The organism is Paraburkholderia sp. A1RI_3L, from assembly GCF_048957895.1.
In the GTDB taxonomy this organism is placed as follows: domain Bacteria; phylum Pseudomonadota; class Gammaproteobacteria; order Burkholderiales; family Burkholderiaceae; genus Paraburkholderia; species Paraburkholderia kururiensis.
Window position 1 is genome coordinate 329,992 of record NZ_JARCHA010000006.1, and the last position, 20,853, is coordinate 350,844.

The 20,853-nt window shown below is 64.0% G+C and carries 15 protein-coding genes; 4 read left to right on the forward strand and 11 right to left on the reverse strand.

Going from position 1 to position 20,853, the window contains the following annotated elements:
* Nucleotides 1–38 precede the first annotated feature (38 nt).
* Together PXJ20_RS18830 and PXJ20_RS18835 are read right to left on the reverse strand one after the other, a co-directional pair.
* Entirely contained in the window at nucleotides 39–2,525 is a 2,487-nt protein-coding gene (locus PXJ20_RS18830; protein ID WP_421030469.1) for a CHASE2 domain-containing protein, read from the reverse strand.
* 570 nt (nucleotides 2,526–3,095) lie between these two features.
* Nucleotides 3,096–3,494: a Fis family transcriptional regulator gene (locus PXJ20_RS18835; RefSeq protein ID WP_421030468.1), complete on the reverse strand. Its 399-nt coding sequence runs from the start codon at nucleotides 3,492–3,494 to the stop codon at nucleotides 3,096–3,098.
* 631 nt (nucleotides 3,495–4,125) lie between these two features.
* Here PXJ20_RS18835 and PXJ20_RS18840 point away from each other — a divergent pair.
* Nucleotides 4,126–5,460 (forward strand): sensor histidine kinase, encoded by a 1,335-nt coding sequence (locus PXJ20_RS18840; protein WP_421030467.1) that lies wholly within the window; start codon nucleotides 4,126–4,128, stop codon nucleotides 5,458–5,460.
* Nucleotides 5,457–6,500: a response regulator gene (locus PXJ20_RS18845; RefSeq protein ID WP_413213238.1), complete on the forward strand. Its 1,044-nt coding sequence runs from the start codon at nucleotides 5,457–5,459 to the stop codon at nucleotides 6,498–6,500. Before PXJ20_RS18840 ends, PXJ20_RS18845 begins: the two co-directional genes overlap by 4 nt.
* Nucleotides 6,501–6,537: 37 nt before the next feature.
* On the opposite strand, the gene cqsA is transcribed toward PXJ20_RS18845, so the two are convergent.
* The 3 genes from cqsA to PXJ20_RS18860 all read right to left on the reverse strand — a co-directional run bounded on the left by cqsA (nucleotide 6,538) and on the right by PXJ20_RS18860 (nucleotide 10,598).
* The gene (gene cqsA / locus PXJ20_RS18850; RefSeq protein WP_413213237.1) at nucleotides 6,538–7,845 is read right to left on the reverse strand and encodes an alpha-hydroxyketone-type quorum-sensing autoinducer synthase; all 1,308 of its coding nucleotides are present in this window, start codon (nucleotides 7,843–7,845) and stop codon (nucleotides 6,538–6,540) included.
* 279 nt (nucleotides 7,846–8,124) lie between these two features.
* On the reverse strand, nucleotides 8,125–8,751 hold the full coding sequence (locus tag PXJ20_RS18855) for a lysozyme inhibitor LprI family protein (protein WP_421030466.1): 627 nt from the start codon (nucleotides 8,749–8,751) through the stop codon (nucleotides 8,125–8,127).
* 185 nt (nucleotides 8,752–8,936) lie between these two features.
* The gene (locus PXJ20_RS18860; protein WP_421030465.1) at nucleotides 8,937–10,598 is read right to left on the reverse strand and encodes an acyl-CoA synthetase; all 1,662 of its coding nucleotides are present in this window, start codon (nucleotides 10,596–10,598) and stop codon (nucleotides 8,937–8,939) included.
* 262 nt (nucleotides 10,599–10,860) lie between these two features.
* On the opposite strand from PXJ20_RS18860, the gene PXJ20_RS18865 reads away from it, so the two are divergent.
* The gene (locus PXJ20_RS18865; protein ID WP_421030989.1) at nucleotides 10,861–11,640 is read left to right on the forward strand and encodes a Crp/Fnr family transcriptional regulator; all 780 of its coding nucleotides are present in this window, start codon (nucleotides 10,861–10,863) and stop codon (nucleotides 11,638–11,640) included.
* A gap of 68 nt (nucleotides 11,641–11,708) precedes the next feature.
* Here the strand turns inward: PXJ20_RS18865 and PXJ20_RS18870 are convergent, their stop codons facing one another.
* From PXJ20_RS18870 to corA, 4 genes are all read right to left on the reverse strand, one after another.
* Complete coding sequence (locus PXJ20_RS18870) at nucleotides 11,709–13,343, reverse strand: methyl-accepting chemotaxis protein (RefSeq protein ID WP_421030464.1); 1,635 nt, start codon at nucleotides 13,341–13,343, stop codon at nucleotides 11,709–11,711.
* Nucleotides 13,344–13,493: 150 nt separating this feature from the next.
* Entirely contained in the window at nucleotides 13,494–14,420 is a 927-nt protein-coding gene (locus tag PXJ20_RS18875; RefSeq protein WP_421030463.1) for a glycosyltransferase family 9 protein, read from the reverse strand.
* Nucleotides 14,417–15,439, reverse strand: coding sequence for a glycosyltransferase family 9 protein (locus tag PXJ20_RS18880; RefSeq protein WP_421030462.1), 1,023 nt, complete (start codon nucleotides 15,437–15,439; stop codon nucleotides 14,417–14,419). The genes PXJ20_RS18875 and PXJ20_RS18880 overlap by 4 nt, the downstream gene beginning before the upstream one ends.
* A 137-nt stretch (nucleotides 15,440–15,576) precedes the next feature.
* Nucleotides 15,577–16,554 (reverse strand): magnesium/cobalt transporter CorA, encoded by a 978-nt coding sequence (gene corA, locus PXJ20_RS18885; RefSeq protein WP_421030461.1) that lies wholly within the window; start codon nucleotides 16,552–16,554, stop codon nucleotides 15,577–15,579.
* Between the two features lie 225 nt (nucleotides 16,555–16,779).
* Between corA and PXJ20_RS18890 the strand changes: the two genes are divergently transcribed.
* Nucleotides 16,780–17,886 (forward strand): MraY family glycosyltransferase, encoded by a 1,107-nt coding sequence (locus PXJ20_RS18890; protein ID WP_026121101.1) that lies wholly within the window; start codon nucleotides 16,780–16,782, stop codon nucleotides 17,884–17,886.
* A gap of 48 nt (nucleotides 17,887–17,934) precedes the next feature.
* On the opposite strand, the gene PXJ20_RS18895 is transcribed toward PXJ20_RS18890, so the two are convergent.
* Nucleotides 17,935–19,821, reverse strand: coding sequence for a polysaccharide biosynthesis protein (locus PXJ20_RS18895; RefSeq protein WP_421030460.1), 1,887 nt, complete (start codon nucleotides 19,819–19,821; stop codon nucleotides 17,935–17,937).
* The gene (locus PXJ20_RS18900) at nucleotides 19,822–20,853 is read right to left on the reverse strand and encodes an MraY family glycosyltransferase (RefSeq protein WP_421030459.1); all 1,032 of its coding nucleotides are present in this window, start codon (nucleotides 20,851–20,853) and stop codon (nucleotides 19,822–19,824) included.

The window sequence follows — 20,853 nt, forward strand, 5'->3', positions numbered from 1 at the left end:
CCACGTCCTGTTCGATGGGTATCGGCTAACCCGATCGGCTAACCCGCATGAGCATCCGGCTTTTCGCCGTGTGCGTGCTCGTTCCCGGCGTCGTCCGGCAGGACATCGTCGGCTTCTTCGAGAAAGAGCGGAAGCGAAATGGTAAACGCGGTGCCCTTGCCCGGCTCGCTTTGCACCGTGACATCGCCCCCGTGGCGCATCACCACGGTCTTTACGAACGCCATGCCGAGACCGGTGCCGTTCACCTCGGGCCGGTCATCGGCATGAAAGCGCCGGAAACGTTCGAACAGATACGCCTGCTCCGCAAGCGGAATGCCGTAACCCTGGTCGCGGATCGTGCAGACCACGCGACGGTCGGCACTCGTCGCCGGTTCGAGCGCCACGGTGCAGGTGATATGCGTGTTCCCGGGACTGTACTTCACCGCGTTGTTGAGGATATTCACGAGCGCGCGCGTGATGAGCGAACGGTCTGCGCAGACCCAGGCCTCGCCGTCGTCCTCGAATGCGTGGTCGATCTGGATGTGCTTCGCATGTGCCTGCGGCCACACTTCGTCGCTCGCATCGATCACGAGTTCGCCGAGGCTCGCGGCACGCAGGTCATAAGGTTGCGATTCGGCGCGCGCGAGCTGCACGAAGTCGTCGGCAAGTTCGAGCGCGCGGCGCGCGTAGCGCTCGATGCGCTGCATCAAGCCCTGCACGTGCGGCGACTCGTTGCGCGCGCGTTCGATCTCCACGAGCGCAAGAATGGATGCCTGCGGCGAGCGCATGTCGTGCGAGAGCAGACGCAAGGCGTCTTCGCGCTGACGTTCGGCCTCGTGCAGGGCCGTTACGTCGACGAGGCCCGCAATCCAGCCGGTCTGCTCGCCTTCGGCGTTGGTGCACTTCGCGTAGCGCAGCAGGTGGTCGCGCTCTTCGTGGTCGCGCACCTCCACGCCCTCTTCCATCAGCGTCGCGTACTCGGCCCGCGTGGGGTCGAGCGGCGCAGGCCAATGGGCACGCGCGAAGGTATCGGCTTCCGGGCTCGCGTCGATGGTCTTCACGAACGCGAGATCCGCCAGCGCGTCGCGCATGAGCCGGCCTTCCGGCGGCCCCTCGCCCAGCCGCGCGAAGTGCGCGCGCGCCGCCTGATTCGCGATCAGCACCGCGCCCAGGCGGTCGGCCACGAGGATCGGTTCGGGCACGCTGTCGAGGCTGTCCCACACGAAGCGCTTCATGTCCTGCACGCGCTGGGCCGCCTGCGCCATCAGCGCCATGTACCGCTCCAGCACGTCGCCGCTGAACTCGCGCCGCCGCCGGGGCGCTTCGGGCAGCAGGTTCGGTTCGTCGGCAAGCTGCTGCAGTTCCTTGCGCAGGTACGCCATGGTCATTTCGAGACGCCGCCAGCTCCAGGCCGGATACAGCGAGACGAGCGCGAGGATGGCCGGCACGGGCGTCATCCAGCGATGCGCGCCGAAAAGCAACGCCCCGCCGAATACGAGCGCGCACACGGCGAGCACGGCCGTCAGGATCAGCGAACGTACGGGCGAAAACACGAGAAAGCCGGCCAGCAACAGCGCCAGCGGCACAAGCGAGGCCGCGATGGTGATGGGGCGCGACACGGGTTCTATCGCGTCGCCGCGCAGCAGCGTATCGAGCACGTTGGCGTGGATATAGGCACCCGGCAGCGGACCCAGCGCGCCCGACAGCGGTATGGCAAAACGATCGTAGAGGCCCGACGCCGTGGCGCCCACGATCACGATGCGCCCGCGAAACCACTCGGGCGGCACGGTGCCCGCCAGCACCTGCGCGAACGACACCTTGCGATAGTGCTGCGCGGCGCGGCTGAACGGCACGAGAAAGCGCGCTTCGCTGCCGGTGCCGCCCACGCGCGTGATGTCGGGCGCACGCTGCGCGGCCTCGCTGCCGTCGGCCAGCGGCAGGCGCCCGCTGCGAATGGCGCGCCAGACCGGCACCATCAACTGCGGCCAGCGCGAATGCGCATCGCCTTCGAACAGCGCGACGCTGCGCACGATGCCGTCGCTGTCCACCTCGAGGTTGATATGCCCGAGCCCTGCGGCTGCGGCCGCCAGCGGAGCAACAGGACGCAGCGCCTCGCGCATGCCGGTTTCGTCGGCAGGCGAGAGCAGAACGGGAAGGAACGTGGGCGCATCGGCGAAGGCGCGTGCAAGCGCCTGGTCGTCCGGCGAAGGCTCGGTGAACAGGACGTCGTAGATCACCGCGGCGGGATGCGCCTTCGCGAGTGTCTCGGCAAGACGTGTATGGACGCTGCGCGGCCACGGCCAGCGGCCGAGTTGCGCGATGCTCGCGTTGTCGATCTCGACCATCACGATATCCGCCGACGGCGTTCGCGCGTTCAGCCGGAGATAGCTGTCGTAGACGACGTGATCGAGGCTCGCAGTGACGGGCAGCAGCGCCGCGAGGACAAGCACCGCCACGCCGAAAATGCCCGTGGCCAGCCACTCGAACAGGAAGCGGCGTCCGGCCGAGCGGCCGTATCGTGCGCGCAGGTCCAGGGTCGTGGGCATGGGTTCACCACAGAGGCGTGAAGGACTGCACGCCGCTCGTTACACACGACATGATCGGATGCCCTGTGCACCGGGCCCGAGGCGCAGGTGCTTCGGCTCGAAAGCCCCTCTGGATACGGGCGCGGCCCGATGTGCGGCTCAAGAGGACGTCCCAGCCCCGGCCCAATAAAAGGCCCGATGCACGGCCCGACGCACGGCCCGATGCAGAGCCCAGAATCGCGGCCTCATTCTGCGGACTCGCTGCGCTTGCCCGCTCCCCTATCCCAACCGCCATTCCCATGACACTCCACCACCGAATCGGTCTTCAATGCGGTCGAATGGCGTGCCCCGGCGAGGCCGGATACCGCGTGCACAGGAGGCGTGCGATCGGCACCGCCGTGCCATCCGACGTTACGCAAGCATACCGTACCCCAATATGCGCCGGTAACCGGGAGAGCGAGACGCTCTGCGACAGGCGCCAGGCGTCACGTCTGCATAAAGGTGGGGCGCTGAAGGGATAGCGCCGGGGACGGCTGGTTCATGGCGCTGGGGATCAGGAGCAAGCAGTGGCGGGCGGGTACCACGCCAACATCAGGGCAAGTCCGACGACGCCCCCAACGCCCGCGATGTGGCCAGCTTGCGCAGCCGTCGCGTGGCCTCGGCATGGCAATGCGCGGGAGCGCAGGCGAGCAAATGGTCGTTGAGGGCGAGAATGCTGCACAGCGCAGCGCGACCGGCCTCCGCGAGCCGCCATTCGCGGCCTTCGCGCACGCACCGTGAACAAAGCATGAGCGCGGCTTCCGCGCTGCGAAACGCCTCCGTCTCCGGCAACTGCCCCATGCCTTGCTGAAGGAACCAGGTGAGATAGAGCGTCTTGAAGAGGCGGTTCACCACCGGCGCTGTGGCGTGTCCGGCGATGACGGCAGCAAGCGCCGTATGGGATTCGAGCGAGAGCGCCCGCACAGTGGCTGCCGGCAGCGGCAGCAACATCTCCCGGGTAAGCCGAGGCGGGCTTCGCCGGACATCCTTGCGGCGCGATCGGGAAGAAGACGATGTTGCGTCCATAACCGGGCCATGGAGACGGGACGCGCATATTAGGCCAGGTCAAAACGCGCGGGGTAGCTATCCATTCGGAGAGGTTCGAAGTCGCGCCGGAGGGTCTTTAATTTTTGGGTGAGTCGGAGAGGGTTATTCGTTCTGGGCGAACCGGAATGAGCAATCACTTCGGCATACCGGTGGTTCGTATCTATCGCGTCATTACAGATATATTCGGTTTGCATCGAATATCCGCGATATTTGCCAACATGCATAACGCATTAAAAAATGTTCGGCGAATCAATTTCAGTTCGCCGAACTCTATGACAACAGAATTTCAATGCCAGCAGTCGCATCACGCGTCACGAAATGAGCCACGGAACGGTTTTGCAATGGTAAATTAGCCCGTCGTAGCAAAGTAGGCGGGTCTCGGGGAACAGGAAGCCATGCAGGAGACGATGCTTCGCCCCCGTTATGCCGACGCAAACAAACAATGGGGCCAGGAATACCCGCCTTCTAACCGCTCGCCTGTTCGCGCCGAAGGGATCGTTCATTCCGACGCCAGAGACAAGATTCATCGGTTCCCATGAACTTATCGAAACTATCGCAGTGGACGAACCGTGCATTCGCACCTGCATTGAACAACATGCAGTATGCGAAGCGCCGCATGCGTCCGCTTGCCGTTGTCGCGGTGATCGGCTTCCCGCTCTACTACTACGTCTGGCGCGATCTGTTCCCGCAGCCCTACGAGAACCTGTGGTTGCGTGTGGTCGGCTCAGTGCTTTTCGTGCCGATCATCTTCCACGACCGCTGGCCCGCGACCCTGCAAAAGTACCTGCCGTGGTACTGGTATGCGTCGGCCCTATACGCGCTGCCTTTCTTCTTCGGGTTCATGCTGCTGAAGAACGGCGGCACGGAAGTGTGGGTCGAAAGCGCACTGATTGCCGTCTTCGTCATGGTGCTGTTGCTGGACTGGCTGATGCTGGTCCTGCATTTCGTGGTCGGAATCAGTCTTGCCGTCGTCGCCTATTGCCTGACCACCCAGCCGGTGGAACTCGGGTATCTCGCGCATCTGGCCATCTTTTCTTTCGCCATCGGCATCGGTGCGCTGGCCAACTACGATCTGGAACGTGTGCGCATCGAGCAGGAGCGCGCCATGCTCGCGACCGCGAGCAGCGTCGCGCATGAACTGCGCACGCCACTGCTCGCCATTCGTGCCGGAGCAGCGGGCCTCACACGCTTCCTGCCCGCGCTGCTCGACAGTTACGCCATCGCGCAGCGTGGCCAGCTCCCCGTGCCGAAGATCCGCATCGCCCACCTTCTCTCGATGCAAGGCGTGCTGGCACGCGTGGAGCAGGAAGCCCTGCATTCGAACGGCATCATCGACATGCTGCTCGCCAACGCGCGATTTACCGGCGGCTATACGCAACCTTTCTCGCGCTGCTCGATAGAAGAGTGCGTACGCGTCGCGCTCGCGCGCTACCCGTTCCGTGACGACGAACAGCAACGCGTGCACTGCGATCTGACGGCGGGCTTCGAGTTCGAAGGCTCGGAAATGCTGATGGTCCACGTGCTCTTCAACCTGCTCAAGAACGCCTTCCGCCACATGAGCGGCGTAAGCCACGCCGACATCACCATTCGCCTGCTGCCCTCCAGCCGCGACAACCGGCTCATCTTCCGCGATACCGGGCGCGGCATCGACGCCGATGCATTGCCGCACGTGTTCACCCGCTTCTACACCTCGTCGGGACCAAGCGAACAGGCTACGTCGCCGGACACCGTGCCAGCCGACGTTTCACCCAGCACCGGCATCGGCCTCGCTTTCTGCCGGGATGTCATGCGCTCCTTCGGCGGGGCGATCGAATGCTCTTCCGTGAAGGGCCAGTACACCGAATTCGTGCTGATATTCCCGCTGCCATGACCGCCGATACGATCAAGCCATTCTTCTTCCCCACCACCGTGGGGTTCGTCGACGACAGCGCGGCGTTTCTCTCGAATCTCAGCCTTCAGCTCGGTTCGCAGCTCGCCTTCCGGCTGTTCAATTCGCCGGTTCAGGCGCTGCGATCGCTCAACGACAAGCCCAGCCCAAGCGAGGCAGGCGGGCGCTTCGTCGAACCGTTTTTTGAGCCCTACAGGGACAGAACCGACGAAGACGACACGCATCATGTCATCGCCATGAGCCTCGAAGCCATTCGACAGCAAGTGCATAACGGCCGACGGTTCGCCCGTACGTCCGTTGTCGTGGTGGACTACGACATGCCCGAGATGAACGGCCTCGAATTTTGCCGGCGCATCGCGAATCCGGCCGTCAGGAAAATCATTCTGACGGGCAAGGCTAACGAGCACCTTGCGGTAAAGAGCTTCAACGAAGGGTTGATCGACCGCTTCATCCGCAAGCAGGACAGCGAAGCCATTGCGACGCTGAACCAGGCGGTCGAGGACATGCAGAACGCGTACTTCGAAAAGGCATGCGGCACGGTGCTCGACACGCTGGCTGTCACGGAATACGCGTTTCTGAAAGACACGCTGTTCGCAGCGAAGGTGGATGAAATCTTCCACCGGCTGAACATCGTCGAGCACTACCTTTCCTATCAGCCCAACGGCCTGCTGATGCTCGACAGCGCAGGCGCGGCGTATCTCCTGATCGTGCATACCGACGAGACGCTGCGAGGCGTGCGCGAGATCGCCATCGAGCAGCAGGCGCCAGCGGATTTCCTCGCGGAACTCGATGGCCGGCGGTCGCTTCCCTACTTCTGGGAAACGGAAGGCTACTATCCGGCGCGATGCAGCAACTGGCAGCGCTACATGCATCCGGCCTCGGCATTCGAGGGCGAGCGCTCCTACGTCTATGCGGTGGTGAAGCAGCCACCCGGCTTCAACCTCAGTTCGATCGTTCCGTACGACAACTACCTGGAATCGCTCGATGAGGAAATCCGGGCGGCATGGGGCTCGAGCCTCTAACTACCACGCCGCGCCACTTGCAGGGAAATACCCCGGCTCATGCCGCGACAGCCATTTCGGCGCGCTCATCGTGCTCGTCGTGCTCACCGCGCTGGCGACGTACCGCAAGCCCTGTGTCGCCGCGACGCCGCGTTGACGGCCACAGGTGCAGTTGCACCTGCTCGCGAATCGCTCCACACACGCTCACGATCTTCTCGAGCTGCTCCTGAGTCAGCGTGGCGTTGACGGATAACCTCACCAGCGAGCGGTTCTTTGCCGTAGCGGGCGCGCAGAAGACCGACCCAAAAACGCCGTGCGCCTCCAGCGCGTCGCGCAATACCATCGTGCGCGGCTCCGGACCGGCTTCGAGCGCAATGATCTGGCTCTCGCTGCCGTTCAGGTTATAGCCGAGCGCAGTCAGCGCTTCGCGCAGATATCGGGCGTTCGACATGAGCTTCCTGCGTCGCCAGTCTTCGCGCGAGATCACGTCGAGTGTGGCCAGAAGCCCCCTGATTTCGTGGGGCAGCAGCGTCGAGCTGAAAATCGCCGGATTCGACTCGCACTTGAAATACTCCTGAAACTCGCGCGAGCACGTGACGAAACCGGCCCGACCCGCAAACGCCTTGGCGAGGCTCGCCGTGCGGAAGTGCACGCGATCGGTGAGCCCCAGTTCCACCACCATCCCGGCACCACCCGGTCCATGCGTGCCGAGAGAATGCGACTCGTCCACGACGAGCACGCATCCATGGGCGGTGCAAACGTCGGCGATATCGCGCAACGGACTGACGCTGCCGTTCGTGCTGTACACCGAGTCCACCACCACGATGCCCGGCCCGTAGCGCAGGATCTGCCGTTCCAGATGGCCCGCATCGTTATGCATGAAGCTGACGGGATTCGCTCCGGCACTGCGGATACCTTCCCACAGCGACATGTGCGCCATCATGTCGGCATACACAGTCGTTTCCGGCGATGCAATGGATTGGAGCAATCCCGTATTGGCAGCGTAACCCGACTGGCAAAGCACCCCGGACTCCGCCCCCATGAACGCCGCAAGCCGGTTTTCGAACTCCAGCAGCGGAGACTCGCCGTGCACGAAAACCGCCGACATCAAGAGGCCGTTGCCCTCCTCCCGGATGCTTTCGTACATGGCCGAAAGAATCTCCGGATGTCGCGCAACCGAAAGATAGTCGTTACTCGAAAGATGCAGCGCGTCCGGGCCCGGCACCTTTCCGCGCATGATGTGTCCGCCCGCCCAGGTTTGCTGGACCCGTTCCCTGTAGTACCGTTCGACACGCGTGGCGACGAACGCCGGCAAGATCGCGCCGAAAGCCGGATGAAGCGCTCGCCGGGTGATCACGTTTTCCATTCTTGAGCTCCTTTATATGTTGGCCACGGCCCTCATACGGGCCGCGCATAACATAGTGAGCCTGCCGGAATGGCAAAAACGTTTTCCTGGCCATCTATAGAAACTTTTATTTGAGCGTACCGGCTACCAATACGCCGAGCCCTTTCAATTTATGCCAATTGAATTACCAAAATGCCAAGTCCCATGCCAATCGCATTAAATAGAGCGGCGCGCACGGCATTCGCGAAACAGTAATGTGAGAGTTTCGCCCGAAATAAAACAGCCACAGCAATCCCGCACTCAATCCGAAACCGTCGACGACACCGCCATCGCGAGTCCGCAGAACCAGTCTGTGCCGCCATCGTGCCGCTCGCGTCGCCAGCCGGTGGTGCGGTCGAGAATCGTGCTGCAGCCGGCATGAACGATGAGGCCAGGGTCGGTCGCGGTGCATTGAAGCGGTTCGACGGGTTCCACGGCCCTGCTCGCCGAAAGACGCGTCGCGGACGCCGGCATGGGCACGGACCCAGGCGCAGCGCGCGTAGTCGCACTCGCGGACTCCGTTTGAGGCACCGGCGGCATCTGAGGCATCTGAGGCACCTGAGCCGCCCTCAGGCTTTCCGCCTTGCGCTGCAGTTCCTCGATGCGGCCGTGGTACCAGTTGACGAGACAGTCGCGGTCCGTGCAGTTGTGCTCGCGCCAAAGCCACTTGCTGTCGCTGTCCGCGAGAAAGGCGCGGCGGTCCGCGGTGTGACGGCGTATCGCCCAATAGAGCTTGCCGAGTTCGTCGTCGAGTTGGGAGAGGTCGTCGTTGCTGCAGATCATGCGCTCGGTAACCGAGCGGCCCTTGCTGCAGTCGAAGCTCGTTGCGTGGGCGCTCACGTGGAACAGCAGCAGCGCGCCAAGGCAGGCATACCGGAGAATCTTCATCGCAAGTCGGAGGCGGTGCGGTTGACTTGCGATCAATGATCCGTTCAGCGGGCCGGGCGAGGCCCCCCGAACAGCGACAGTCTTTGCGAGGAGCTTACGAAGTGTTTCGAGTCCTTCTTTCGAGTGCTGCAGCCTCCTCGTTTCCCGCCCTTCCCGCAGGCGGGCGCCGCTGAGCGATCAGCCGATCAACCTTTAGGCGGCGGATCGCCCGCGAGGTCGATGGCACGGTCCGAGCCCACGGCCGTGCGCAGCTGGAACTTCTGGATCTTGCCGGTCGAGGTCTTCGGCAACTCGCCGAAGCGCACCACCTTGGGCAACTTGTAGCCCGCGAGGAACAGACGGCAGTGCGCGATGATCTCCTCCACGGTCACGCTCGCGCCCTCCCTCAACTCGACGAAGGCGCATGGCACCTCGCCCCACTTCGGGTCGGGCATCGCGACCACGGCCGCCACGGCCACGGCGGGATGACGGTACAGCGCGTCTTCCACCTCGATGCTCGAAATGTTCTCGCCGCCCGAGATGATGATGTCCTTGCGCCGGTCTTTGATGCGCACGTAGCCGTCCGGCATCAGCACGCCGAGGTCGCCCGTGTGGAACCAGCCGCCACGGAAGGCTTCCTCGGTGGCCTGCTCGTTCTTGAGGTAGCCCTTCATGCAGATGTTGCCGCGGAACATGATCTCGCCGAGCGTTTCGCCGTCGGCGGGCACGGCTTCGAGCGTATCGGGATCGAGCACGGTCACGCCGGCCTGCAGGTGATAGCGCACCCCCTGGCGCGCGTTGAGGCGAGCGCGTTCGTCGTCATCGAGCGCATCCCAATGCGCCTGCTTCGCGCACACGGCGGCCGGGCCGTACACCTCGGTCAGGCCGTAGACGTGCGTGAGGTCGAAGCCGATTTCCTTCATCTTCGCGATCACGGCCGGCGCGGGCGCGGCTCCCGCCACCATGGCGTGCACTTTCTGCGTGATGCCCTCGCGCCATTCGGCCGGCGCATTCGCGATGGCGCTCTGCACGATGGGCGCGCCGCAGTAATGCGTGATGCCCTCGCGGCGAATCAGGTCCAGCACGTAGCGTGCTTCGAAGCGCCGCAGACATACGTTGACGCCCGCACGCGCCGCCACGGTCCACGGGAAGCACCAGCCGTTGCAATGGAACATGGGCAGCGTCCAGAGGTAGACGCAGTGCTTGGGCAGATCCCATTCGAGGATGTTGGACAGCGCGTTCATGTACGCGCCGCGATGGTGGTACACCACGCCCTTCGGGTCGCCGGTGGTGCCCGACGTGTAGTTGAGCGCGATGGCCTCCCACTCGTCGGCGGGCGGCGTCCAGACGAAGTCGGGATCGCCCTGGGCGAGGAAGGCCTCGTAGTCCGTCGCGTTCGGGAACTTGCCGGGCTCGGCGGGCTGCACGTCGGCTACGCTCACAATGCGCACGTGCGGCAGTTCGAGCGCTACGCGATGCGCGAAGTCGCCGAATTCGGTATCGACGATCAGCACCTTCGCTTCGCCATGACGCAGCATGAAGAGCATGGAGGCGATGTCGAGCCGCGTGTTCAGCGCATTGAGCACGGCGCCCGCCATCGGCACGCCGAAGTGCACCTCCACCATCTCGGGAATATTCGGCAGGAGCACGGCGACCGTATCGCCGTGGCCCACGCCCACGCGGGCAAGCGCGCTGGCAAGGCGCCGCGTGCGTTCGTAGGTCTCGCGCCAGTTGCGGCGCGTCTCGCCGTAGACGATGGCCGGGCGGTCGCCGTAGACTTCGGCGGCGCGCGCAATGAAATCGATCGGCGTGAGCGAGACGTAATTGGCCTCGCGCCGGCCGAGTCCCTCCTCGAATATGTGCGTCATTGCAGCGTCTCCATGTGTCCTGGATGTCCGATATGTCATCAGGTTCCCGTCAGTTTCGGGCGTTATGGTTTCTTATCGCGGTAGAGGCTACCGCACCGCCCTTTTTGGAGTCTGTCATCGAAACGACAGATTCGCCCATCGGGCGCGACCCTTCCGGCCGCGCCCGCACAGCTTGACGGACCGCCCCTCCATGAGTGCCGTTTTGAACCACCCGGATCATGATCTGCCGCAAGAACGGCTTTCGTCTGACCGTTCCGCCGCCATGCCCTGCAAGCCGGCGACGCCCGCCCCGGACGCTATGAAAGAGGCGTTGGTTGCGCCCGCGCCCGATCCGGCCCCGGCTGAGCCGCTGACCGCATTGGAGCAGCGCGCGGCGCTCTTTGCGCGCAGTGCGTGGTTCCGGGCGCTCGCGCCGGAGCATCAGGCGCTGGTCGTGGAGACGGGTGAGGCGCGGTATCACGAGGCGGGCGAATGGGTCGCGCGCCGGCTCGAACCCTCGGCCTACTGGATCGGCGTGCACACGGGGCTCTTGAAGCTCGCCATCTGCAACCCGGACGGGCGCAGCTGCACGCTCTCGGGCGTGCCGTCGGGCGGCTGGTTCGGGGAGGGCAGCGTGATCAAGCAGGAGCTGCGCAAGTACGACGTGGTGACGATCCAGCGCTCGCTCGTGATGTTCGTGCCCTCAGCCACGTTTCACACGCTGCTCAATACGAGCCTGCCGTTCAACGGCTTCGTGATCCGGCAGTTGAACAATCGCATGGGCGAATTCATCGCGTCGATCCAGAACAGCCGGCTGCTCGACGTGGACGCGCGCGTGGCGCAGGCTCTCGCGCAGCTGTTCAATCCGGACCTCTATCCGGATACCGGTCCCACGCTCGCGATTTCACAGGAAGAGCTGGGGCTGCTCGTCGGCGTGTCGCGCCAGCGCATCAACCAGGCGCTGCAGACGCTCGAGCGCATCGGCGTCGTGCAGCTTGCCTACAACCAGATCACCGTGCTCGACCTCGCACAGCTGGCCGCTTTCGGGCGAGAGCAGATCTAGGCTGGCGATCCGCTCCGTGGCAGCTGCGCGAGCTGCACACTGACACCCAGTCCCAGTGCCGGAGAAGCCTAAGCGGCAGCAGCGGGCACGCGCGTAAGTTGTGCACGCTCGCTGCGTTCCGGCCGCACGGCAGCAGCACGAACCGACCGTTCGCCCTCGGCAAGACGGAACACGGCCACCGCATCGCGCAGCACGTCGGCCTGCGACTCGAGCGACTTCGCGGCCGCCGCGGCTTCCTCCACGAGCGCCGCGTTGTGCTGCGTCACCTCGTCGATCTGCGCGATGGCCTTGTTGATCTGCTCGATGCCGTCGCTCTGCTCCAGCGCCGCCGCTTCGATCTCGCTCATGATGCTCGTCACGCGCGTGACGGATTCCATCGCGTCCTGCATGGTGCGGCGCGCGTCGCCCACGAGCGTCGCGCCCTGCTCCACCTTCGCCGTAGATTCGCCGATCAGGTCCTTGATCTCTTTGGCAGCCGTGCCCGAGCGCTGCGCGAGGCTGCGCACTTCGGCGGCGACCACGGCGAAGCCGCGGCCCTGCTCGCCCGCACGAGCCGCTTCAACGGCCGCATTGAGCGCCAGGATGTTGGTCTGGAACGCGATGCCTTCGATCATGCCGATGATCTCGGCCATCTTGCGCGACGAGTCGGTGATGCCGTCCATCGTTTCCGTCACACGCGTGACGACATCGCCGCTGCGCACCACCGTATCGAGCGCGGTTTGCGCGAGACGGCTCGCCTGACGCGCGTTGTCGGTGTTCTGCTTCACCGTGGCGGACAGCTCTTCCATGCTCGCGGCCGTTTCCTGCAGCGCGGCGGCCTGTTGCTCGGTGCGCTGCGAGAGGTCCGCGTTGCCCGCTGAAATTTCGTTCGCGCCGTGCGTGATCGCGCTCGTGGTGCCGCGCACTTTCGAGACGGTGTCCACGAGTCCGTCGCGCATCTGCGCGAGCGCGGCCAGCAACTGCCCCATCTCGTTACGCGATTTCGAATGCACGCTCACGGTCAGGTCGCCGGCGGCGATGCTGCGGAAGTGGTCGATGGTGCGATTCACCGGCTTGATGACCGCCGACGAAAGACCGACGCGCGCCATCAGCCCGATCGCGACACCCACGGCGCCGATCGCGCCGAACAGGAGCGTCAGCAGGTGAAAACGCGTGGCGGCAGCCTGCGCTTCGTGCTGGCCCTTGTCGGCCTGCACGCGGTCGAGTGCGTCGATGGCTTTCGCGTAGGCCGCATAGTAGCCGTCGGCTGTCTCGCCCTGGATCTTGCGGAAGGTCGTGAAGTCGTAGTCGTTGAGCGCCTTGAATTCCGGCTCGATGGCATCGTTCACGAGCGCGGCGCGCGCCTTGGCCACGGTCTGCGCGAGACGCTGTTCCTCGTCGCTCGAAAACGGACCTGCAGCGTAGCGCTGGAATTCGCGCGTGGAGTCTTCGAGCACCTTGTGCGCAGCGGGCAACAGCGTGTCGGTTTGCTTGCCGACGCTAAAGAGCGTCTCGTAGCTGCCGAGCGCAAGACGCACGCGCAGCAGCTTCTCCGAACTCGTGCGCAGGCTCGACAGCGCTGCGGCGCTGCGTTGTGCATCTTCGATGCCGTTGTTCGCGAGCTTGAGTGCACCGAAGCCGACGCCGATCACGGTCAGCAGAAACGCGACAAAGACACCGATGACCAACGTCAGGCCACCGCGAATGGTGATGTTGTTCAGCATGAAGTCCCCCGGAGCATTGTTTCTTCCTGTGGGCGGTCTGCGGTTTCCGAAGGTACACAAACCTTCCCGTCCGGGATAACGACGCGGCGAAAAGGGCCGCGCATAGGGACTATCCATGATGCGGTGAGGCCGCAGTGGCGCGCGGCCTCACTATGTGGGATCAGCGAGGGTGGCGAGGGTGTTTTTGCGTGGGCCGTGTGGATCGCCGCGCGTGAGCTGTTCGAAAGAATGCAGCACGCGGCGCGCACTCAACGCGAACGTCCAGTAGCGCTCCTTCAACACGCCCACCACGAGATTGCGTGGCAGCACGATGGCGCCACGCCCCCATTTCGGCTGCCAGGTCCGTGCAATGCCCCGGCGCATGAAGAGCGTGAGCGTCGGCACACCGAGCGCCGAAGCGAGATGCCCGAGCCCCGAATCGTTGCCGATGAACCAGCCCGACTCGGCAATCCACGCGGCCACGTCGGCAAGACGCTCGAACGAGCGCAGACTGCGCGATGCCTCGTGGTCGTGCTGCCACGCTTCGCGTTCGGCCGGCGCAACGAGGAAGGTGGGCTCGTAGCCGCGCTGCACGAGCTTTTTCGCGAGCGCCACGAACTTGCGCTGCGGCCAGATCTTCCCGATGTGACTGCCGGTGGGATGGATCGCCACACGCCGCTCGTTCACGCGAAATCGCACGTGATGGGGCACCGCGATGCCGTTTTCCCGCGTAATGCGCGCGAGGCCAAAACCGTCGCGCGCCACCGCGAGGAACATGTCGATCATGTGCCGGCGTGTGCGGAACGCCTCGAGACGTGCCAGCTCGCAATGCCGGCCGCCCGTGCTCACGAGCGATGCACCGAACGGTGTCGCGTGCAGTTCGATCACGAGGTCGAATGCCTCGCGGCATGCGCACTTGTGTCGTACCTCCACCTCGGGGAACCACTCGGCAAGATCGCTCACCACCCAGCTGAACACCACGGGCCGATGACCGTTTCGGACCAGGTTGTTGACCAGCACCATCGTCAACAGCGTATCGCCGATGGCAGACGACATCACGACGGCAATCGACGACGCGCGCGCAAGCGCCGCTTTCATGTGCCGACCTCCTGCCCTGCGCCCTCCAGCGCACTGCGGCGGTTCATGGCCACCGCGTGCGTGCGGAGCATGCAAAAAGCGGCGAAGAGACGCGCGACGGAAATGGACTCGCGCCACCACCGTTCCTTCAGTGCCGCCGTGGGCAGCCACCACGGCGGGTAGACGATCGCTCCCGGTGCGAAGCCTGGCCGCCAGCGGTGCGCGACGCGCTTACGCCGGAACACGGAGAGCGTGGGCACGCCGAGCGACGACGCGAGATGCCCTACGCCCGAGTCGTTGCCGATGAACCAGCCGCACTCGTAGAGCCAGTCTGCAAGCGCCGTGGTGGTGTCGAACGAGCGCAAGGCCGGCATCAGCACGCCGGTCTGCGGCCAGCGCGCACGTTCGCGTTCGTGCATGACGAACACGGGCTCGAACCCCGCCCTTTCCAGGCGCCGTGCCAGTGCGATGAACCGCGCGGGTAGCCAGCGCTTGTCGGCGCTGCTCGCCTCCGGGTGAATCGCCACGCGCCTCGCATGGCGTCGAAACACGCGTCCGGGCGGCGCCTGCATGCCGTTGGTCGCAACGGCGCGCGGCAGCCCGAACGTCGCGGCGGCGAAGGCCGCAAAACGTTTCGCCATGCAATCGTCGTTGTCCGCGTACTCGGCCTCATGCAGATGAATGAAACCTTTGTGCCAGGCACCGGCATCGGCGAGCGGCCGGTCGCGATGCATCTGCACGACGACCTGAAACGATTCGAGCGCCCGCACGGCTACGCCCGGCGCGAGCGCGGGCGAAATGGGAAGACGGGGGAACCAGTGCGCCAGCGCGTGCGCATGATCGCCGTAGATCTGCACGCGCCAGCCGGCGCACGCGAGGTTGTGTGCGACTACGAGCAGGTTCAGCGTGTCGCCCAGTGCCGGCGACATCACGAATGCGGCGGCCGGCCGCACATGCGCGGGCACGGGCACGGGCACGGCAGCGCCGAAAGTACGGCAGGCAGGGAGCGAACTCTCCGGGCGAGCGGGTCCGGAAGTCATGGCATCGGTCCAGTCGAATTGCACTGGACCGGTATGCTGCCGAAGAACGTTAAATCATGGGTTACGCCGTCTTGCTGGAGATTTCCGTTCCCCACACGGGCGCAAGACGAGACGGCGGCAAGCGCGCCGCCCCGGCGTTATAACCACCCTGCCTTGCGAAACCGCAGCCACAACACGATGTCGATGGCCGCCATGACGGCGAGGCAGATGGGATAGCCGTACTTGTAGTGCAGCTCCGGAATGCTCTGGAAGTTCATGCCGTAGATGCCCGCGATCATCGTGGGCACGGCGAAGAGCGCGGCCACGGAACCGAGCCGCTTGGTCACCTCGTTCTCGGCAAGCGAGATCATGCCGAGGTTCACCTGGATCGCCGTGACGGTCATTTCGCGGCGGCCGTCGATGGCGCGCACGATGCGTTCGAGGTGGTCGTACACGTCGCGGAAATACGCCTGCATGCCGGTGCAAAGCTGCGGAATACGGCCGCCCGTGAGCTTGCTCACGGCTTCGAGCAGCGGCGTGATGTGATGCTGAAGCACCACCAGGCGCCGCTTCATCGAATAAAGGTCTTCGATGATGCCGCGCGACGCCGAAAGATCATGCCGTTCGAAGATGCGGTCTTCGATTTCCTCGAGCTGAAGGCCCATGGCTTCGAGTACGGGGAAATAGCCGTCGACGATATGGTCGATCAGCGCATACAGCACAAAGCCCGAACCGAGCTTGAGCAACTCGGGCTCACGCTCGCAGCGCTCGCGCACCGCCTGAAAACCGTGACGCGTGCGGCTGCGCACGGAAAGCACGTAGTTCGGACCCACGAATACATCGACTTCGCCAATCACGAGTTCGCCGTCGTCGTCCATCTCCACGGTGTGCAAGACTGCGAACAATGACTCGCCGTACTCCTCGATCTTCGCCGACTGATGCTGGTGCCGCACGTCTTCCACCGCGAGGTCGTGCAGGCCGAACTCCTCCTTCATCTTGTCGAGTTCTTCGGGCTCGGCATCTTTGAGCGCCACCCAGACGAAACAGTCGGGCTTCTTGACGTACTCGCTGACGTCTTCGATATCGATCGTGCCGAGCCTTCGGCCCTCCTGATAGGCCACGCAATTGATCAGCATGCTGTTACCTTCCGAAAAGCGTTCGTGCGCGTCGCGTCGCCGCGAACCGCGCGTCTTTACAGGGGCGGGAATAGCGCATGATACCGAGCCCGGCTGCGAGCGCCTCTGCGAGCGCCTCCGAAAACGTTCGTTGTTCCGGGACGGGCGCGGCGGTCCGTCATTCCCTTTCAGGGCGCACAAGCAGGGTTTGTATAATTCGGCCTTTGCCCTCCCCGGTTGGCTTTCATGCTTAGTTTCGCGCTCGGCTTCATCGTCTCGTTTCTGATCACGCTGCTGATCGTGCGGTACGCGCATCTGCATGAGAAATTTTCCACCGACAGCGATCTGGCAGGCGTCCAGAAATTCCACGCACGGCCCGTGCCGCGCATTGGCGGCACGGGAATCCTGATCGGGCTCGTAGCCTCCGCAGTGCAGCTGCACGTGAGCTATCCGGCCGTGTCCGGCGGGATTCTCGGGCTGATCGCCTGCGGGCTACCTGCCTTCGCATCGGGCCTCGTGGAGGATCTGACCAAACGCGTGTCGCCGTTCGCGAGGCTCGTCTGCACCATGGCCGCGGCGGCGCTCGCGTACTTCGCGCTTGGCATCGCGGTGACGCGCATCAGCGTGCCGCCGCTCGACTTTCTGCTCACCTACGCCGTGATTTCAGGCGCCGTGACCGTGCTCGCCGTGGCGGCGCTCGCGAACGCGATCAACATCATCGACGGCTTCAACGGACTCGCGTCCATGGTGGCGTTCATGATGTTCGCCTCGCTCGCGTATGTGGCGTTTCAGGTGCACGATCCGGTCGTACTCTCCGCGTCGCTGATCATGATGGGCGCGGTAATGGGGTTCTTCATCTGGAACTTCCCGGCCGGGCTGATCTTTCTGGGCGACGGTGGCGCCTACTTCATCGGCTTCATGCTGGGCGAACTCGCGATCATGCTGGTGATGCGCAACCGCGATGTGTCGGCGTGGTATCCGGTGCTGCTCTTCATGTATCCGATCTTCGAGACGTGCTTCTCGATCTACCGGAAGAAGTTCATCCGCGGCATGTCGCCCGGAATTCCCGATGGCGTGCATCTGCACATGCTCGTGTACAAGCGGTTGATGCGCTGGGCCGTGGGTGCACGCACGGCGCGCGAGCTGACGCGGCGAAACTCGCTGACTTCACCCTATCTCTGGCTGCTCTGCCTGATCGCCGTGATTCCGGCCACGCTGTTCTGGCGGCACACCGTTCACCTGTTTGCGTTCGTCGTGGTGTTTGCGGTGACCTACGTGTGGCTTTATGTGAGTATCGTCAGGTTCAAGTCGCCGCGGTGGTTGGTGGTGAGGAAGGATCACGCGGAGCGCTGAACCGGCCATCGTTCTGCTGCCCGCCCTGGTTCCGCGTGCTTCACCAGGCTAACGCAACCCTTGCACCTGTGCGGCAGTCGCGACGCTTTCGAGCATCGGCATCGCCGTGGGCTGATATTCGTGCACCCAGCGCCGCAGGTCGCGACGAACTTCGTCGTCGGCGGGTACGCGATGCTGCATCAACCACGGCAGTAGCTCGTCGAGCAGATTGTCCGGCACCTCGCGCGCCTTCGCGATACGCAGCTTCGGGTGCGGCGTGCGCGTAGTCGTTTCGTCGTCCGCGAGCAGTTCTTCGTAGAGCTTCTCGCCCGGCCGCAGCCCTGTGAACGCAATGCGGATCTGCTCTTCCGTGAACCCATACAGGCGGATCAGATCGCGGGCGAGATCGACGATCTTCACGGGCTCACCCATGTCGAGAATGAAAATCTCGCCACCCTGCCCCATGCTCGACGCCTGCAGCACGAGCTGCGAAGCCTCTGGAATCGTCATGAAGAAGCGCGTGATCTCAGGGTGAGTCACGGTCACGGGGCCGCCCTTTGCGATCTGCTGCTGAAACTTGGGGATCACGCTGCCCGCGCTGCCCAGCACGTTTCCGAAACGCACCGTCTCGAACTGGGTGCGCGAACTCATCTGCTGCAACGCCTGACACGCCATTTCGGCAAGCCGTTTGCTCGCACCCATCACGTTCGTCGGATTCACGGCCTTGTCGGTCGAGATCAACACGAAGTGCCTCACCTCGTGACGGATAGCTGCGCGCGCCACGCGGTACGTGCCGAGGACGTTGTTGCGCACAGCCTGCCACGCGTTGACTTCCTCCATCAGCGGCACGTGTTTGTACGCGGCCGCATGGAACACGATGTGGGGTGTGTAGCGCGCCATGACCTGGTCGAGCAGCAGCGAGTCTTTTGCATCGCCGATCACGGGCACGAGCGAAACCTCGGGATACCTGTCACGGAGCTCTTCGTTGAGCCGGTAAATGGCGAACTCGGAAATGTCGAACGCAACGAGCTGCGCGGGGCCGAACCGCAGAATCTGCCTGCACAGCTCGGAACCGATCGATCCACCAGCGCCCGTCACCATCACGACGCGGTTTCGAAGAAGCGCTTGCACGTGCACGGTATCGATCATCACCGGATCGCGGCCCAGCAGATCCTCCAGGTCGATCTGCCGAACTCTCGATAGAAACGCCTGCCCTTGGGTGAGCGGCGTAAGCGCGGGCAAAACCATCGCCTTCACGCCGGCGCGAACGCACAGTGTCGCGATGCGCCGGTGCGCCTCAACCGACGCCGACGGCACCGCAATGATCACGTGCTCGACTTTCAGACCGGAACTGATTTTCTGCAGATCGCCGATAGGCCCCAGCACGCGGTAGCCGTAGAGCTCACGCCCTTGTTTGACGGGGTCATCGTCCAGCAGGCCGACAAGGCGCCATTCGCCGGATCGTTTGAGTTCCCGCACGAGATTCGCGCCCGCTGTTCCCGCGCCGAGCACCAATACCGGTTTGCCCTGCCCGACGAGTCCGCCGTAGCGATAGAACTCCTTCGCAGCACGATATAACGCCCGTGATCCACCCATTGCCAGAAACAGCAGCATAGGCGACACGAGCAGCACCGAACGGGGCACGACAGGCTTCGGCTGCAACAGCGCAGAAGCAATCACGACAGCCAGTGCGCCAACGCATACGGCCTTGGCAATACGCACGAGATCGGGAAGGCTCGCGAACACCCACATGCCGCGGTACAGCCCGTAACCGCGAAACATGAGGCCATAGATGACGAGCACCCAAAACAGCGCGTGCAAGCCGCTGTTCCAGAACTCAGCCGGTACGGGGCCGTTGAAGCGAATGACATAGGCGAGCAGCCACGCCGCCGATACGGCACACAGGTCAAACGCAAATGCGCTGAGCGAAAGCCATCGAGCCTTGAATCTTTTCATCTATGCAGAACCTCGCGTTCGCCCGGAGAGCGGCAAACGCCGCCAGCGTCGATCAATCCACGCGCCGGCCAGAACCAGCACGCCCGCCCACGCCGCAACGGCAAGCCATTGGAAAAGAGGAGCAAAGCCTCGGGAGAACAGAGCAATTATTATGCCGACACCCATGAACAAGTACCAGATCTTTGCGGTGGACGCGTGCCCGAACCCCGCCTGCACCATTCTTTGATAGTAGTGCTCGCGATGCGCTTGCCAGAACTTTTCTCCGCGGGCGATGCGTTTGAGCAATGTGACGGAAGCGTCGGCAATAAAGGGCGAAAACGCCATCGCGGGAAACCAGAGCGGCCAGACGCCGCCGCGCCAGCCAAGGTATCCCAACGCTCCAGCGAGAAAACCCAGCGGAATCGATCCGGCATCCCCCAGAAAAATTCGTGCCGGGTGGAAGTTGAACAAGAGGAAGCCCGCCGCCGCTCCAGCCACGAGAATGGACCCCATCGCCAGCTCGAGATCCGGATGCACGGCCGTCAATGCACCCACGGCATATCCACCGAAGCCGAATACGGCCATTCCACCGGCCAGGCCGTCCGCGCCGTCCATGAAGTTGTACAGGTTGACCAGCCAGACGAGCAGAAACGCGATAGCGGCCAACACCCACCAAGGCGCATCCGCCGGATAGGACGCTACCAGCGCGATAACGGCGGCGACGTGGCCGCCAAAGCGCACTCGCGCCGGCAAGCCGCGGCGATCGTCGATTTGCGAAAGCGCTGCAAGAAGCGCAGCCAGCAGCGCCGGCAACCACATGGTGGGCGCAAAGACAGCCATCGTGACGACCGAGACCGGTACGATGCCCCAACCGCCGATGCGTGGCGTCGGCTTCGTGTGCAACGAACGATCGTTTGGAATATCGGTCGCGAGTCGCCAGGCAAGACCGGTCTTGAGCAACGCCCACAGGATGGCCGCGCACAGCGCTAACGCAAGCAAAGCCCCAAAGAGCGCGCGTAGCACTGGAGGGGCGAGAAGAGAATCGATCTGCAT